The sequence below is a fragment of the Streptomyces sp. NPDC036813 genome (genome assembly GCF_055609245.1).
Window position 1 is genome coordinate 113561 of sequence record NZ_JBVJPV010000014.1, and the last position, 15899, is coordinate 129459.

Annotated in this window: 18 protein-coding genes and 1 riboswitch; of the genes, 10 read left to right on the top strand and 8 right to left on the bottom strand. The window is 72.4% G+C overall.

Features of this window, described 5'->3' with window-relative positions:
* Positions 1–191: 191 nt before the first annotated feature.
* The 3 genes from bioD to bioB are packed head-to-tail and all read right to left on the bottom strand — an operon-like array spanning position 192 to position 3439.
* On the bottom strand, positions 192–908 hold the full coding sequence (gene bioD / locus ACZ67Q_RS27320; protein WP_471187116.1) for a dethiobiotin synthase: 717 nt from the start codon (positions 906–908) through the stop codon (positions 192–194).
* Position 909: 1 nt separating this feature from the next.
* Positions 910–2190, bottom strand: coding sequence for an adenosylmethionine--8-amino-7-oxononanoate transaminase (locus ACZ67Q_RS27325; protein WP_471187119.1), 1281 nt, complete (start codon positions 2188–2190; stop codon positions 910–912).
* Positions 2183–3439 carry a biotin synthase BioB gene (gene bioB, locus ACZ67Q_RS27330; RefSeq protein WP_471187122.1) on the bottom strand — a complete coding sequence of 419 codons (1257 nt, stop codon included), beginning with the start codon at positions 3437–3439 and terminating at the stop codon, positions 2183–2185. The genes ACZ67Q_RS27325 and bioB overlap by 8 nt, the downstream gene beginning before the upstream one ends.
* Before the next feature lie 146 nt (positions 3440–3585).
* Here bioB and ACZ67Q_RS27335 point away from each other — a divergent pair, with 146 nt between their 5' ends.
* On the top strand, positions 3586–4713 hold the full coding sequence (locus tag ACZ67Q_RS27335; protein ID WP_471187125.1) for an 8-amino-7-oxononanoate synthase: 1128 nt from the start codon (positions 3586–3588) through the stop codon (positions 4711–4713).
* A gap of 42 nt (positions 4714–4755) precedes the next feature.
* Here the strand turns inward: ACZ67Q_RS27335 and ACZ67Q_RS27340 are convergent, their stop codons facing one another.
* Both ACZ67Q_RS27340 and ACZ67Q_RS27345 read right to left on the bottom strand, forming a co-directional pair.
* A complete protein-coding gene (locus ACZ67Q_RS27340; RefSeq protein ID WP_471187128.1) occupies positions 4756–4986 on the bottom strand; it encodes a DUF397 domain-containing protein in 231 nt (76 codons plus the stop codon).
* Positions 4987–4995: 9 nt separating this feature from the next.
* Complete coding sequence (locus ACZ67Q_RS27345; RefSeq protein ID WP_471187131.1) at positions 4996–5853, bottom strand: helix-turn-helix domain-containing protein; 858 nt, start codon at positions 5851–5853, stop codon at positions 4996–4998.
* A gap of 212 nt (positions 5854–6065) precedes the next feature.
* On the opposite strand from ACZ67Q_RS27345, the gene ACZ67Q_RS27350 reads away from it, so the two are divergent.
* Positions 6066–6539 (top strand): ATP-binding protein, encoded by a 474-nt coding sequence (locus tag ACZ67Q_RS27350; RefSeq protein WP_471187134.1) that lies wholly within the window; start codon positions 6066–6068, stop codon positions 6537–6539.
* Positions 6540–6847: 308 nt separating this feature from the next.
* Here the strand turns inward: ACZ67Q_RS27350 and ACZ67Q_RS27355 are convergent, their stop codons facing one another.
* The 3 genes from ACZ67Q_RS27355 to ACZ67Q_RS27365 form a co-directional block, all read right to left on the bottom strand.
* Positions 6848–7321: a C40 family peptidase gene (locus tag ACZ67Q_RS27355; protein WP_471187137.1), complete on the bottom strand. Its 474-nt coding sequence runs from the start codon at positions 7319–7321 to the stop codon at positions 6848–6850.
* Positions 7322–7324: 3 nt separating this feature from the next.
* A riboswitch (cyclic di-AMP (ydaO/yuaA leader) is annotated at positions 7325–7458 on the bottom strand.
* A gap of 376 nt (positions 7459–7834) precedes the next feature.
* Complete coding sequence (locus ACZ67Q_RS27360) at positions 7835–8140, bottom strand: hypothetical protein (RefSeq protein ID WP_471187140.1); 306 nt, start codon at positions 8138–8140, stop codon at positions 7835–7837.
* 8 nt (positions 8141–8148) lie between these two features.
* Positions 8149–8772, bottom strand: a complete 624-nt coding sequence (locus ACZ67Q_RS27365) for an ATP-dependent Clp protease proteolytic subunit (RefSeq protein WP_471187143.1) — start codon at positions 8770–8772, stop codon at positions 8149–8151.
* Positions 8773–8869: 97 nt separating this feature from the next.
* Between ACZ67Q_RS27365 and ACZ67Q_RS27370 the strand changes: the two genes are divergently transcribed.
* From ACZ67Q_RS27370 to ACZ67Q_RS27405, 8 genes are all read left to right on the top strand, one after another.
* Positions 8870–9157: a type II toxin-antitoxin system Phd/YefM family antitoxin gene (locus ACZ67Q_RS27370; RefSeq protein WP_471187145.1), complete on the top strand. Its 288-nt coding sequence runs from the start codon at positions 8870–8872 to the stop codon at positions 9155–9157.
* A 237-nt stretch (positions 9158–9394) separates the two neighbouring features.
* Entirely contained in the window at positions 9395–9697 is a 303-nt protein-coding gene (locus ACZ67Q_RS27375) for an urease subunit gamma (RefSeq protein WP_471187148.1), read from the top strand.
* Between the two features lie 12 nt (positions 9698–9709).
* Complete coding sequence (locus ACZ67Q_RS27380) at positions 9710–10021, top strand: urease subunit beta (protein ID WP_471187151.1); 312 nt, start codon at positions 9710–9712, stop codon at positions 10019–10021.
* Entirely contained in the window at positions 10014–11735 is a 1722-nt protein-coding gene (locus ACZ67Q_RS27385) for an urease subunit alpha (RefSeq protein ID WP_471187154.1), read from the top strand. Before ACZ67Q_RS27380 ends, ACZ67Q_RS27385 begins: the two co-directional genes overlap by 8 nt.
* Before the next feature lie 10 nt (positions 11736–11745).
* Complete coding sequence (locus ACZ67Q_RS27390) at positions 11746–12420, top strand: urease accessory protein UreF (protein ID WP_471187157.1); 675 nt, start codon at positions 11746–11748, stop codon at positions 12418–12420.
* Positions 12421–12478: 58 nt separating this feature from the next.
* Entirely contained in the window at positions 12479–13156 is a 678-nt protein-coding gene (gene ureG, locus ACZ67Q_RS27395; RefSeq protein WP_471187159.1) for an urease accessory protein UreG, read from the top strand.
* Positions 13157–13365: 209 nt separating this feature from the next.
* Positions 13366–14121, top strand: a complete 756-nt coding sequence (locus tag ACZ67Q_RS27400) for an urease accessory protein UreD (RefSeq protein ID WP_471187516.1) — start codon at positions 13366–13368, stop codon at positions 14119–14121.
* A 130-nt stretch (positions 14122–14251) separates the two neighbouring features.
* Positions 14252–15847 carry an alpha/beta hydrolase gene (locus tag ACZ67Q_RS27405; RefSeq protein WP_471187162.1) on the top strand — a complete coding sequence of 532 codons (1596 nt, stop codon included), beginning with the start codon at positions 14252–14254 and terminating at the stop codon, positions 15845–15847.
* The last annotated feature ends 52 nt before the right edge of the window (positions 15848–15899 follow it).

A 15899-nucleotide genomic window follows, 5' to 3' on the forward strand; every position in this document is an offset into this window, starting at 1 on the left:
CCGGCCCGCCGTGGTGCGACGGTGAGGCGGAGCCACCCCTTCGGACCCCGCCCGTGCCGGCCCTCCCCGTGGCGCGGGATGAAAGGCGACCGACCGGAGACTGAGCCCCCTGCACCGCACTGCACCGCACCGCGCGGCAGCGCACCGCCCACGTCCGCGTCGCGCCCTCGCGGGCCGGCCCGGACCGGCCGTCAGGGCGCCTCGCGTACCCGGAACGCCTCCGCGTCCCAGGTGCCGTCCAGGCGCGGGGCCAGCCAGCCGGGAGCCGCCGTGCGGAAGTCGGCCGGGGACAGGGCGCCCGCGCCCTCCGGCAGGGCGCCGAGGAGGGGGGCGCCGGCCACGACCGGCATGTCCTCCAGGTTGCAGCGCATGGCCAGGTCGGGCGTGCGCGGCCAGCTGCCGATCACCACGCCGAGCAGCTCCACGTCCCGTCGCCGCAGTTCCCGCGCGCTCAGCTCCGAGATGTTCAGCGTGCCGAGCGCCGGCGAGGCCACGAGCAGCACCGGCGCGCGCAGCAGCGCCGCCGCGTCCACGAGCGTGCCACCCGCCGCGTCGAACCGCACCAGCAGCCCGCCCGCGCCCTCCACCAGCACCAGATCGTGCTCGGTGGCCAGCTTGGCGGCCGCCTCGGCGATCTCCTGCGGATGCAGCGGCGCCCGTCCGGACCGTCGCGCGGCGGTGGCCGGCGCCAGCGGCTCGGGGTAGCGGGCGAGTTCGGCCACCGTGACGCCGCCCGAGAGCCGCGCCACCTCGTCGGCGTCCCCGCGCTCGTCGGGGCCCACCCCGGTCTGCGCGGGCTTCAGCACGGCCACCGAGCGGCCGGCCGCGAGGGCCGCGGTCGCCACCGCGGCGGTCGCGACCGTCTTGCCGACATCCGTGTTCGTGCCCGAGATCACCAGTACCGGCATGTCATCCCTCCTCGGCCGCCGCGTACACCGCACGGCAGATCCGTGCCACGTCCGCGTCCGACGTGACGTACGGCGGCATCGTGTAGATCAGGTCGCGGAACGGCCGCAGCCACACGCCCTCCCGCACCGCGGCGCGGGTCGCGGCGGCCATGTCCACCGGGTGGTCCAGCTGGACGACGCCGATCGCGCCGAGGACCCGCACGTCCCGTACGCCGGGCAGGTCCAGGGCCGGCGCGAGACCCTCGCGCAGTCCCGACTCGATCCGCTTGACCTCGGCGAGCCAGTCCTGCCCGAGCAGCAGCTCGATCGAGGCGCAGGCGACGGACGCGGCGAGCGGGTTGCCCATGAAGGTCGGCCCGTGCGCCAGCACCGGCACCTCGCCCCGCGAGATGCCGTCCGCCACGCGCGCGGTGCACAGCGTCGCCGCCATCGTCAGATAGCCGCCGGTGAGCGCCTTGCCGACGCACATCACGTCCGGGGACACCGCCGCGTGGTCGGCGGCGAACAGCGCGCCCGTACGGCCGAACCCGGTCGCGATCTCGTCGAACACCAGCAGCACGTCGTGCGCGTCGCACGCCTCGCGCAGCACCCGCAGATAGGCGGGGGAGTGGAAGCGCATGCCGCCCGCGCCCTGCACCACCGGCTCGACGATGACGGCGGCGAGTTCATGGGCGTGGCGCTCCACCGTCGCGCGCAGGTGCTCGGCGTACGCCTCGTCGTGGTCGGCGGGCGGCGCGTCGGCGAAGACCTGGTGCGGGAGCACCCCGGACCACAGCTCGTGCATGCCGCCCTCGGGGTCGCACACCGACATCGGCGTCCAGGTGTCGCCGTGGTAGCCGCCGCGCCACGTCATCAGCCGCTGCTTCTCGGGGCGCCCGAGCGAACGCCAGTACTGCAGGCACATCTTGGCCGCGACCTCGACGGACACCGAACCGGAGTCGGCGAGGAAGACGTGCTCCAGGCCGTCGGGCGACATGTCGACAAGGAGCTTCGCCAGCCGCACGGCGGGCTCGTGCGTGAGCCCGCCGAACATCACATGGCTCATCCGGCCCAGCTGTTCGGTCGCGGCCTCGTTGAGCACCGGGTGGTTGTAGCCGTGGATGGCAGACCACCACGACGACATGCCGTCGACCAGTTCACCCGAGCCGTCCGCGAGCTTCAGCCGGACCCCGCTCGCCGCCTCGACGACGAGCGGTTCGGTCTGCCCGGGCATCGGGCCGTACGGATGCCACACATGCCGCCGGTCCAGTTCCAGCAGCTCGGGCACGCTCAGGTCAGGCATTGGGCGCGAGGTCCGTTCCCGCGCCGCGCCGGCGCACGGCGACCAGGTCGGTACGGGGCTCGCTCGCCGCCGGCGCGGGGGCGGCCGTACCGCAGATCCCGGCGCCTTCGTGCGATCCGCAGCCGCCGGCCGAGGCGTGCGACCCACAGCCCTCCGCGCCCTCGTGGCCACCGCAGCCGCCCGCCGCCGCGTCGGAACCGCAGCCACCTGCCGCTTCGTGCGACCCGCAGCCGCCGGCCGCGCCCGCCCGGTGCTCCGGCAGCGTCACCTCGCCGGCGCCCTCCACCTCGAACCCGGCGTCCGCGATCATCTCCAGGTCGGCCTTACCGGCCTGGCCCTCGCTGGTCAGGTAGTCGCCAAGGAAGATCGAGTTGGCCAGGTGCAGCGCCAGCGGCTGCATCGTGCGCAGATGGACCTCGCGGCCGCCCGCGATACGGACCTCCACGTCCGGGCAGACGAAGCGGACCATCGCCAGGATGCGCAGGCAGCGCTGCGGGGTGAGGTTCCACTCCTTGGCCAGCGGGGTGCCCTCGAAGGGGATCAGGAAGTTCACCGGAACGGAGTCCGGGTCCAGCTCGCGCAGCGAGAAGACCACGTCCACCAGGTCCTCGTCGCTCTCGCCCATGCCGGCGATCAGACCGGAGCAGGCCGACAGGCCCGCCGCGTGCGCCTTGGTCACCGTGTCGACCCGGTCGGCGTAGGTGTGCGTGGTCGTGATGTCCGCGTACGTGCCCTCGGACGTGTTGAGGTTGTGGTTGTAGGCGTCCGCGCCCGCCTCGCGCAGCCGCTCGGCCTGGCCGTCGGAGAGCAGACCGAGGCAGGCGCACACCTCGACGCCCTCGTTCTGCTCCTTGATCGTCTTGATGGTCTCGGAGACCCGGTCCACGTCCCGGTCCGTCGGGCCGCGCCCGCTGGCCACCAGGCACACCCGCTTGGCGCCGCCGGCCAGACCCGCGGCGGCGGCCTGGGAGGCCTCGTCGGGCTTGAGCCAGGTGTACTTCAGGATGTCGGCCTTGGACCCCAGGCGCTGCGAACAGTACGAGCAGTCCTCCGGGCACAGGCCGGACTTGAGGTTGACCAGGTAGTTGAGTTTCACCCGTCGGCCGAACCAGTGCCGGCGTACCTTGCCGGCCGCGGCCACCACATCGAGCAGTTCGTCGTCGGTCGTGGCGAGGACGGCCAGGGCTTCCTCGCGGGTCGGCAGCTCGCGCCGCAGTCCCTTGTCCACCAGCGTGTTCAGCAGGTCCATGGGAGCTGATCCTGTCTTACGGGGGTAGGCCAGGCCAAGGAGAGTTCGCACAAACAAGGCCGTTCGAGGTGTGGGTATTGCCACATCCTGAGCTGCGGTGTGTCCCGCTAGTGTCTGTGCACTGCCTACAAAATCCCGGAGGACCCATGGCGTTCGGCTGGATCGACGAGCAGGCGGACGCGCGCCGCCGTGCGGGACTCGTGCGCACCCTGCGTCCCCGCCCCGCCGACACGCCGCTGCTGGACCTGGCGAGCAACGACTACCTGGGTCTGGCCCGCCATCCGGAGGTCACCGAGGGCGCGGCACGGGCCGCCCGGACATGGGGCGGCGGCGCGACGGGTTCCCGCCTGGTCACCGGTACGACCGAGCTGCACACCGAGCTGGAACGCGAGCTCGCGGACTTCTGCGGCTTCGAGGCCGCGCTCGTCTTCTCCTCCGGTTACGCCGCCAACCTCGCCGCGGTCACCGCACTCGCCCCGCACGGCTCGCTGATCGTCTCCGACGCGGGCAACCACGCATCCCTGATCGACGGCTGCCGGCTGGCCCGCGGCACCACGCAGGTCGTCGCGCACGCCGAACCGGACGCCGTGCGCAAGGCGCTCGGCACCCATGAGGGCACCTCGATCGCCGTCTCCGACACCGTGTTCTCGGTGGACGGCGACGCCGCCCCACTGGCCGAACTGGCCGTCGCCTGCCGGGAATTCGGCGCCGGCCTGGTGGTCGACGACGCCCACGGGCTGGGCGTCCTGGGTGACGGCGGGCGCGGCGCGCCGTACGCGGCGGGGCTCGCCGGCGGGGACGACGTGGTCGTGACCGTGACGCTGTCGAAGTCGCTCGGCAGCCAGGGCGGCGCCGTCCTGGGGCCCGCACGGGTGATCGACCACCTGGTCAACGCGGCCCGGACCTTCATCTTCGACACGGGGCTCGCCCCGGCCGCGGCGGGCTCCGCCCTCGCGGCCCTGCGGCTGCTGCGCCGCGAGCCGCAGCGGGCGGCACGGGCCCGCGCGGTGGCCGCAGAGCTGCACGCCCGGCTGACGGCCGCGGGTCATCAGGCGGTACGGCCGGACGCCGCCGTGGTCTCGGTGCGCGCTCCGTCCCCGGAGCAGGCCGTGCGCTGGGCGGCCGACTGCCGGACGGCCGGCCTGGCTGTGGGCTGTTTCCGACCTCCTTCCGTGCCCGACGGCATCTCACGGCTCAGGCTGACCGCCCGTGCGGACCTGACCGAAGATCAGATCGAACGCGCTGTACGGGTGATCGGCGAGACGCGGCCATGAGTCGGCGTCCACGGCCGTGCCCTCGCCCGGGGTGTGCCGTGCTCAGTCGCGGCGCACGGCGGCGGTGAACGCCGCCCAGCTCCCGGGGGAGAAGAGCAGCGCGGGCCCGTCCGGGGCCTTGGAGTCGCGTACGGCGAGCAGCCCGGCCCAGTGCCCGGAGGCCGGCCGGGCCGTCTCGACGCAGTTGTTCGCTCCGGTGCTGTAGCTGCTGCGCAGCCAGCGCACGCCGTGCAGATCGGTACTGAAAGGGATGGTGCGAGGCAGTGCGGTCATGGTGCCTCCTTACGCGCCGTCACCTAGTGAGGCGATGAAATCCAACGAGTCCTCGGGGGAAAGGGCGTGGATCCGAAGGGAGTTGAAGGCCTCCGCGTAGGCCCGGAGGTCTTCTTTCCGTTCGAGGTAGAGGCTACTCGTCATGTGGTCGAGAACAACCACGTCCAGATCAGAAGTGCTCGGAAATGAGAAAATAACGAAAGGCCCGGTGATGCCGACATGCGCCCCCGCGGAGAACGGCAACACCTGCAACCGCACCTGCGGCAGCCGTGCGGCCTGAAGCAGCCGCCGCAGCTGCTCCGCCATCACCTCGGGACCGCCCACCTCCCGGCGCAGCACCGCCTCGTCCAGCACGGCGCTCAGCTTCAGCGGACGCGGCGCGTGCAGCACGTCCTGGCGGGCCAGACGCACCTCCACCAGCGCGTCCAGCCGTTCCTCGTCCACCGCGCCGACGGCCGCCCGGGTCACCGCGCGGGCGTAGGCGGGCGTCTGCAGCAGCCCCGGCACGACCGAGGTCTCCAGCGTGCGCATCGCGCTGGCCTGCGACTCCAGACTGATGAAGTCGCGGTACGTGGGCGGCAGCACCCCGCGGTAGGCGTGCCACCAGTGCTCCCTGCCGCCGACCTGGGAGCCGGCCAACACCAGCAGCAGGTCCCGCAGTTCGTCGTCCTCGACGCCGTACGCGTTCAGCAGTAACCGCACATCGGACGGTTTCGCGCCACTCGAGCCGGTCTCGATCCGGCTGACTTTCGACTGGTGCCAGCCCACCAGCCGGGCGGCCTCCCCGCTGGTGAGTCCCGCCCGGGCGCGCAGCGCGCGCAGTTCGGCGCCCAGCTTCCGGCGGCGCACCGCGGGACCGTGCTGCATGCGCCCCTCCTTACTCCGTCCGAGCCGCCCGGATACGGTCTGCCGTGGCAGAGTTCACCGCTTCGAGCGACAGATATATGCATATCTTGGTGGATCGCCTCCGTGACCGGCGTGGTGATGGCAGTCTGGCGGCGAAGCACCAGTCCGGGACCGTACTCGAACCACCGGCTCCGTGCCGGACTGCGGTCCCGTGGGAAAGGGACGACGTCGCCATGGCAGACCACCTGGAAGCATCCGTCACTCTGCCGAGCGATCCGGCCTCGGTGTCCGCGGCCCGCGGCTTCGTGGCCGGCACCCTGGCGGAATGGGGTCTGCCGTCGGACGCGGAGCTGGCGGACAGCATCCGGTTGATCGTCTCCGAACTGGCCACCAACTCCGTGCAGCACACGTTCGGGCAATCCCCGACGTTCACGGTGGACGTCACCCTGGACCGCGACGAGCTGCTGCGCATCGGTGTCACGGACAGCCACCCCCGCTTTCCCAAGCGGCTGCCCGCGGCCGTCCAGCAGGACAACGGCCGGGGCATGGTCATCATCCGCTGGCTGGCCGCCGAGTGCGGCGGCAGACTCCGCGTCCGCCCCACCCGCGAGGGCGGCAAGACGGTCGCCATCGAACTGCCCTGGGCACTCCCGCCCGAGCCGGTCCCCTCGACGCAACAGACAGAACCAAAACCGCAGCCCTGCTGAACCGTTCGGTTCCGGGACGACTCCCGCGGGCTTGTCACACCGCGCCCACCGGACCGCCCCCGGCGGCACCGCCGCCGAACGCACGCCGTGAGCCTCGGCGACGGGGGCCCCAGGGCGTGACACCCGCTCACCCGTATGCCCGAGCCGTTGGCGCCGTTGGCGCCGTTGGCCCGCGGCCACCCCGGCCTTGTCCCGGCAGCCGCCGCTGGAGCCCGCTGACGGCCCTCCTCGGCCCGACAGCGGCCGCTGAGGGCCGTGCCGTCGGGCTCGTGGCCGCGTGAGGGCCGTGTGCCGAGGAGGGGCGTCGGTCAGCTCACCCGGCCGTACCAGACGCTCTTGGTCCAGATCTTCTGCAGGCGCACCACGTCGCCCGTCTTCGGGGCGTGCCAGATCTTGTTCTTCCCGGCGTAGATGCCGACGTGGTAGACGTTCGACCCCGAGTGGAAGAACACCAGGTCACCGGCCTTACGGCTGCGGGCCGGGATGTGGTGCGTCTTGTTGTACTGCTGGGCGGCCGTGCGCGGCAGCTTCTTGCCCGCCTTCTTGAACGAGTACAGCGTGAGTCCCGAGCAGTCGAACCGGCGCGGCCCGGTGGCGCCCCACTGGTACGGCGCGCCCTTCTTGGACGCGGCGATCTGCAGCGCCTTGGTCGCCGGCGTCGCGGCGGCGGCCTCCGAGGCGAGGCCCGGGACCACGATCGAGCCGCCCACCGCGGCGATGGTCAGGGCGGAAGCCGTACCGGCCCGGGCCATGAGCGACGGGACACGATTGAGCGCAGTCATGCGCAACCCTTCGTCAGCCGCCTGTGAAGGATGACCTGTCGGATTCGGGCTGGCGAAGTAGCCCGGCCGCTGACGCGGCTTCACCCCAAGGGCTGCTCGGCCCGGTCGTGGCATGACCGTTCCGGCGACCCGTCGTGCTTGGGTCCTCCACTCCTGCCGATCCACTCCTGTCGACCGGTCATCCGGACGGCGGCAGGACTCGGCGTCCGCCCGGATCGCCCCGCCGCTGCGGCGGGGGCTTGTCGTCAGTCAGGGATCTTGGCCCACAACTGTCCGAAAATCCCAACGGAAACGGGTATTTGTGGGGTTCCTCACCACTCACCCGTTCGGGTGGACAGCCCTGTGTTCGGTGGGGTGTTCACTGATCCGGCGAGCCCCGGACCAGCGGCGGAACACTTCATTCCGGCCTCTCGTCCCGCCGGTCACGCAACTCGGACCCCCGAAAAAAAGGCGTTCGGATAGGCCGATGGGGGGTACGCCGTTCGGTCCGTTTGAACCCGCTCGGCCCTCGGCTCAACTCCCCGCCGGTGGCGGCAGGGTGACCCGCGCCGTGCGGCGCTCGCCGTCGAGCACCCGCAACGCGCGTGCCAGGGTGCCGGCGTGCAGCTCGCTCTCGCCGCGCTGGTGCATCAGCGTCAGCGCGTCGCGCAGCGCCACCGCCTTGGTCACCAGCGCCTGCGCGGCCCGCAGCCCCCGGTAGGTGTCGCCGGGACAGGCCGGGTTGATCCGGCCGAGCAGGTCCACGACCTCCAGGTAACGGTCGATCAGCTCCCCCTCCGCCCGGGTGAGGGCGGGCAGCGGCGGAAGATCCGGCAGCATCGGACGGCTCACCTCCCGCCCGGCTGCGCGCGGACGGTGATGATCTCGTCCACCAGCCCGTACGCCAGCGCCCCGGCCGCGTCGAGGACGTGGTCGCGCTCGATGTCCGCGCCGACCTGCCGCCGGCTGCGCCCGGTGTGCCGGACGAGCATCTCCTCCAGGGTCGCCCGGATGCGCGTCAACTCCGCGGCCTGAAGGGCGAGGTCACTGGCCTGCCCCTCCACCGGCTCCGGCAACGCGGGCTGACGCATCACCATCCGGGCGCCCGGCAGCGCGAACCGGCGCCCCGGCGCGCCCGCGGCCAGCAACACCGCGGCGGACGAGCCCGCCTGGCCCATGCAGTACGTCTCCACCTCGCACGCGACGTACCGCATCGCGTCGTAGATCGCCGTCATCGCCTGGAACGAGCCGCCCGGCGAGTTGATGTAGAGCTGCACGGGCCGGTCCGGGTCCCGGTGCTCCAGCTGCATGAGCTGCGCGATGACATCGCACGCCGCGGCGTCGTCGATCGGTGTCCCGAGGAACACGATCCGCCCCTCCAGCAGCCTGGAGTACGGATCCGTCGTCCGGTGGCCGAAACTCGTGCGCTCGGTGAACTCCGGCAGGACCTGGCGGGCGGACGGTCGGGACATCACGGGCCTCCTCGAAGCGATGCGCGACGCGCAAGCTGCGTCTGTAAGACGCATCTGTAAAAAATGTACAGGATGTACGTGACGTTAGAATGGGTCCATGGCCTACGAGATTCCGGTGACGCAAGCAAGGGCTGAGCTCGCCGACCTGATCAACCGGGTGGTCTACGGCGGCGAGCGCGTCGTCGTGACCCGCCACGGCAAGCCCCTCGTCGCCCTTGTCTCCGCCGCCGACCTGGAGCGACTCGAGGAGCTGCGGGAGGCGGACGAGGCTGCCCGGGAGCAGATGATCAGCTCCGTCTCTGCGGTGCGCGAGGTGGCGTCCGCTCCGCGCGAACAGCAGCGCTTCGGCATCGCGGCCGAGCACCGGCGGCCCGACGCGCGCTGACCCGGCGCTCCTGTCGCCGGTATGAAGAAGGTCTGCTGCCGGTCATGTGATGATCAAAGGCTGGTTAACGTCGTTGAAACTCCGACGGGCTAGCCTCGCGACCCACGCCACCAGGGGCTTTTCTGCCCGCAATTGAGCGCGGTCGGGAAATTTGTCTGTGTGTTACACCTGTCCCCGTCGCGGTGGCTGCGGCAGCCGGACCCCGCACGGTCCGGAGCAAGGACTGTGAGGTGGCACGTGCAACTGACCCCGCACGAGCAAGAGAGACTGCTCATCCATGTCGCGGCCGATGTGGCCGAGAAACGTCGCGCGCGCGGACTCAAGCTCAACCACCCCGAGGCGGTCGCCCTCATCACCTCGCACATCCTCGAGGGCGCCCGTGACGGCCGCACCGTCGCCGAACTGATGGCCACCGGACGCAAGCTGCTCACCCGGAGCGACGTCATGGACGGCGTCGCCGAGATGATCCACGACGTGCAGGTCGAGGCCACCTTCCCGGACGGCACCAAGCTCGTCACCGTCCACGAGCCGATCATCTGACGGGGGCGCACCATGATTCCCGGAGAGATCCTCTTCGCCGAGGAGCCCGTCGTGTGCAACGAAGGGCGCGAGGTCACCCGGCTGACCGTACTCAACGCCGCCGACCGGCCCGTGCAGGTCGGCTCCCACTACCACTTCGCCGAGGCCAACCCCGGCCTGGACTTCGACCGCGCCGCCGCCCACGGCAAGCGGCTGAACGTCGCCGCCGGCACCGCCGTACGTTTCGAGCCGGGGTTGCCGGTCGACGTCGAACTCGTCCCCCTCACCGGTGCCCGTGTGGTGTCCGGCCTGCGCGGCCAGGTCGGAGGTGCCCTCGATGCCTGAGATCTCCCGCGGCGCCTACGCCGACCTGTTCGGCCCCACCGCCGGCGACCGCATCCGGCTCGCCGACACCGACCTGCTGATCGAGATCGAGGAGGACCGCTCCGGCGGCCCCGGGCGCTCCGGCGACGAGGCCGTCTTCGGCGGCGGCAAGGTCATCCGCGAGTCCATGGGCCAGTCCCGGGCGACCCGCGCGGACGGCACCCCCGACACCGTCATCACCGGCGTCGTCATCGTCGACCACTGGGGCGTGGTCAAGGCCGACGTCGGCATCCGCGACGGCCGCATCACCGGCATCGGCAAGGCCGGCAACCCCGAGACCATGGACGGCGTCCACCCCGATCTGGTCCTCGGCCCCGAGACCGAGGTCATCGCGGGCAACGGGCGCATCCTGACCGCCGGCGCCATCGACGCGCACGTGCACTTCATCTGCCCGCAGGTCGCCGACGAGGCCCTCGCCTCCGGCATCACCACCCTCGTCGGCGGCGGTACCGGACCCGCCGAGGGCTCCAAGGCGACCACCGTGACGCCCGGACCCTGGCATCTTGCCCGCATGTTCGAGGCGATGGAGGCCTACCCGGTCAATGTCGGCTTCCTCGGCAAGGGCAACACCGTCTCGCACGAGGCGATGCTGTCCCAGATCCGCGGCGGCGCCGCCGGTCTGAAGATCCACGAGGACTGGGGCGCCACCCCCGCCGCCATCGACGCCGCGCTGACCGTCGCCGACATGACCGGCGTACAGGTCGCCATCCACACCGACACCCTCAACGAGGCCGGTTTCGTCGGTGACACGCTCGCCGCGATCGCCGGGCGCGGTATCCACTCGTACCACACCGAGGGTGCGGGCGGCGGGCACGCGCCGGACATCATGACGGTCGTCTCCGAGCCGCACGTGCTGCCCAGCTCGACCAACCCGACCCGCCCGTTCACCGTCAACACCGTCGAGGAGCACCTCGACATGCTGATGGTCTGCCACCACCTCAACCCGGCCGTCCCGGAGGACCTGGCGTTCGCCGAGTCCCGCATCCGGCCCTCGACCATCGGCGCCGAGGACGTCCTGCACGACCTGGGCGCGATCTCGATCATCTCCTCCGACTCGCAGGCCATGGGCCGGGTCGGAGAGGTGATCATGCGCACCTGGCAGACCGCGCACGTGATGAAGCGCCGCCGCGGCGCCCTGCCCGGCGACGGCCGCGCCGACAACCAGCGGGTACGCCGCTATGTCGCCAAGTACACGATCAACCCGGCGCTGGCGCAGGGCATGGCCCACGAGATCGGCTCGGTGGAGACCGGCAAGCTCGCCGACCTGGTGCTGTGGGAACCGGCGTTCTTCGGCGTCAAGCCGCTGCTCGTCATCAAGGGCGGCCAGATCGCCTACGCGCAGATGGGCGACGCCAACGCCTCCATCCCCACCCCGCAGCCGATCCTGCCCCGCCCGATGTACGGGGCGATCGGCCGGGCGCCCGCCGCGAACTCGGTCAACTTCGTCGCCCCGCTCGCTCTGGAGGACGGGCTGCCGGAGCGGCTCGGACTCGGCAAGCGGTTCACCGCGATCGAGTCCACCCGCGGCGTGACCAAGGCGGACATGCGCAACAACGACGCCCGCCCGCGCGTGGACATCGACCCCGACAGTTTCGCCGTACGCGTCGACGGCGAGCTGGTGGAGTCCACGCCCGCCACCGAACTGCCCATGGCGCAGCGGTACTTCCTCTTCTGACGGCCGGGCGATGACACGAGCAGCACTACTCGTCCTGGCCGACGGCCGGTTCCCCGCCGGAGGGCACGCGCACTCCGGCGGGGCCGAGGAAGCCGTCCGGGCGGGACGCGTCACCGACGCGGCCGGCCTGGAGCGGTTCTGCCGCGGCCGGCTGCACACCACGGGCCTGGTGTCCGCCGCGCTGGCCGCGGCGGCCGCCCTCGGCACCGACCCCGCGGCACTGGACGCGGCCGCCGACGCCCGCACCCCCTCACCGGCGCTGCGCACGGCCGCGCGCAAGCTCGGCCGGCAGCTCATGCGGGCCGCGCGGGCGACCTGGCCGTCCGCCGACCTCGACGCCCTCGCGGCGCGCTTCCCCAAGGGCGCGCACCAGCCGGTCGTGCTCGGCCTCGCGGCGCGCGCGGCCGGCTGTGCACCGCTCGACGCCGCCTACTGCGCGGCCTACGAGAGCATCGGCGGCCCGGCGACCGCGACCGTGCGGCTGCTCAGCCTGGACCCCTTCGACGCCACGGCCGTGCTCGCACGGCTGGCGCCGGAACTGGACCAGGTCGTCGAGCGGGCCGTCCGCGCCGCCCACCGGGTCGCCGACGAGGGCGTCGACGCCCTCCCCGCGGCCTCCGCCCCGCTGCTGGAGATCGGCGCCGAGGCCCACGCCGCCTGGCCGGTCCGCCTCTTCGCGTCCTGACACACCGGCGCCCCGGCGCGTCCCACGCCCCGGCGCCCCCTGAACGTAGGAGTCGTACATGCACCTCGACCACACCCACGACGGCCCGGCCGCCGTCAGCGCCGACGCCCGCCGCCCCGACGGCAGCCGCCGCGCGCTGCGCGTCGGGCTCGGCGGCCCCGTCGGCTCCGGCAAGACCGCCACCGTCGCCGCGCTGTGCCGCGCCCTGCGCGACGAGCTGTCCCTCGCCGTCGTCACCAACGACATCTACACGCGCGAGGACGCCGAGTTCCTGCTGCGCGAGGCGGTCCTGCCGCCGGAGCGCATCGCCGCCGTGGAGACCGGCGCCTGCCCGCACACCGCGATCCGCGACGACATCTCCGCGAACCTGGAGGCCGTGGAGGACCTCGAGGACGAGGTCGGCCCGCTGGATCTGATCCTCGTGGAGTCCGGCGGCGACAACCTCACCGCGACCTTCTCCAAGGGCCTCGTCGACGCGCAGATCTTCGTCATCGACGTGGCCGGCGGCGACGACATCCCGCGCAAGGGCGGTCCCGGCGTCACCACCGCGGACCTGCTCATCGTCAACAAGACCGACCTGGCGCCGTACGTGGGCTCCGACCTCGCCCGGATGGCGGCCGACGCCAAGGCGCAGCGCGGTGACCTGCCCGTGGTGTTCCAGTCCCTGCGCGGTGAGAAGGGCGTCGGTGACGTCGCCGCCTGGGTACGCGGCCGGCTCACCGCGTGGACGGCGTGACGAGCACGGGGGCCGGGGTGGCCACCCGGAGGGCGGGCGGGCCCGCCCTCCCGGACGGCGTCACCGTGCCCGGCGCGGACGTGGCCGCCCATGCGCAGGACGCCTGCGTGCCCGGTGCAGGCACGGCCGCCCACGCGGAGGATTCCTCCGCGCCCGGTGCAGGCACGGCCGCCCGCGCCGGCCACGGCAGCGCCTACCGGGTCCGGGCCGTGGCCCGCGTCCATGCCCGGCCCGACGGGCGGGGCGGTACCGCGCTGCCCGTGCTGGAGGGTGAGGGACCGCTGGCCCCGCGCCGCACCCGCGGCACCGGCGGCGAGGCGCGCGTCCTGCTGGTCGGCGCGATGAGCGCCCCGCTCGGCGGCGACCACCTCACCGTCACCGCCGACGTGGCCGCCGGGGCCCGGCTGAGCGTCGGCTCGGCCGCCGCCACCATCGCGCTGCCCGGCGCCGCGGGCGGCGAGGCCCGCTACGACGTGCGGTTGCGCGTGGCCGACGGCGGCGAGCTGGTGTGGCTGCCCGAGCCGCTGATCTCGGCCGCCGGCAGTGAACTGGCCGTCACCACCGGGCTCGACCTCGCCCCGGGCGCCCGCCTGGTCTTCCGGGAGGAACAGATCCTCGGCCGGGCCGCCGAGCAACCCGGGCGGCTCTCCAGCCGTCTCACCCTGCGCATCGGCGAGCGAACCGTCCTCGACCAGGAACTGGCCTGCGGTCCCGGCGCCCCGGGCGGCTGGGACGGGCCGGCCGTGCTGGCCGGGCACCGGGCCGTCGGGCAGCTCCTCGTGGTGCGGCCGGAGTTCGCCGACGCGCCGGCGGCCGCGACGACGGTGGGGGAGGGGTGCGCGATCGTCCCCCTGCCCGGGCCGGCCGTGCTCGTCACCGCCGTCGCCCCCGACGGGCTGCTGCTGCGCCGCACTCTGGACGCGGCACTGGCGCTCGTCGAAGGGCCTGCGTCCCCGGTCCGCTGAGCGGTACACGATTTTCCGGTTATCGGATTGGCAAAGAAGGTCAATCAACCCTGTTCTCAGGCCCCTCACAGCAGCAAGGATCCCCGTACCTGTCGTCATGAGGTACTCACAAGGTACGGGGAGGGCCCACTTGAGGGACATCAGACCGAAGAAGCGGACCACGACACTCGGTTCGGCGAGCGTCGTCGCCGCAGCCACCCTGATAGCAGGCGCGGTCGCCGCGCCCACGGCGAGCGCCAGCGCCGGGCACGGACAGGACCGCGAGGCCCGCGGCGCCGCGATCGCCGCCGCGCGGGCCGCACAGGCCGGCATCGACTGGCAGGACTGCCCGGCCGACTGGAGCCTGGAGAAGCCGATCCAGTGCGGCTGGGTCAGCGTGCCGCTCGACTACGCGCACCCCTTCGGCAAGCAGATCAAGCTCGCCGTCGACCGCATCGGCAACACCGGGACCAAGCAGGAGCGCCAGGGCGCCCTGGTCTACAACCCCGGCGGCCCCGGCGGCTCGGGCATGAAGTTCCCGCGCCGCGTCGTCACCAAGAACGCGATCTGGGCCAACGTGGCCAAGGCGTACGACTTCGTGGGCTTCGACCCGCGCGGCGTCGGCCACTCCGCGCCCATCTCCTGCGTGGACCCGCAGGAGTTCGTCAAGGCACCCAAGATGGACCCGGTGCCCGACTCGGAGGCCGACAAGCTCGCCCAGCGCAAGCTGGCCCGCGAGTACGCCGACGGCTGCTACGAGCGCAGCGGCGAGATGCTGCCGTACATGACCACGCCGAACACCGTGCGCGACCTGGACGTCATCCGCGCCGCGCTCGGTGAGAAGAAGCTCAACTACCTGGGCGTCTCCTACGGCACCTACATCGGCGCCGTCTACGGCACGCTGTTCCCGGGCCACCTCCGCCGCATGGTCGTGGACAGCGTGGTCAACCCCGCGCGCCAGAACATCTGGTACCAGGCCAACCTGGACCAGGACGTCGCCTTCGAGGGCCGCTGGAAGGACTGGGAGGACTGGGTCGCCAAGAACGACGCCACCTTCCACCTCGGCACCACCCGTGACGCCGTCCAGGCCAAGTGGCTCCAGCTGCGCGCCACCGCGAAGAAGAGCCCCATCGGCGGGGTCGTCGGTCCGGCCGAGCTGATCTCCTTCTTCCAGAGCGCCCCGTACTACGACTCCTCGTGGGTACCGGTCGCCACGGTGTTCAGCAAGTACTTCGCGGGCGACACCCAGGCCCTCGTCGACGCCGCCGCCCCCGACATGTCGGACACCGCGGGCAACATCTCCGCGGAGAACGGCAACGCCGTCTACACGGCCGTCGAGTGCGCCGACGCGAAGTGGCCCACCAGCTGGCGCAAGTGGGACCGCGACAACACACAGCTCAACAAGGACTACCCGTTCATGACCTGGGCGAACGCCTGGATGAACCTGCCGTGCGCCACCTGGCACACCAAGCAGCAGACCCCGGTGAACGTCAAGACCGGCAAGGGCCTGCCGCAGGTGATGATCGTGCAGTCCACCAACGACGCCGCCACCCCGTACGCCGGTGCCGTCGAGCTGCACCAGCGGTTCCAGGGCTCCCGCCTGATCACCGAGAAGGACGCGGGCTCGCACGGTGTGACCGGACTGGTCAACTCCTGCATCAACACCCGGGTCGACGCCTACCTCCTCGAGGGCAAGCTGGACGCGGCCGACGTGACGTGCGGCCCGCACGCCACGCCCAAGCCGTAACCGTCTTCGCATACGGCACAGGGGCGGCCCCTCTCACGGGGGGCCGCCCCTT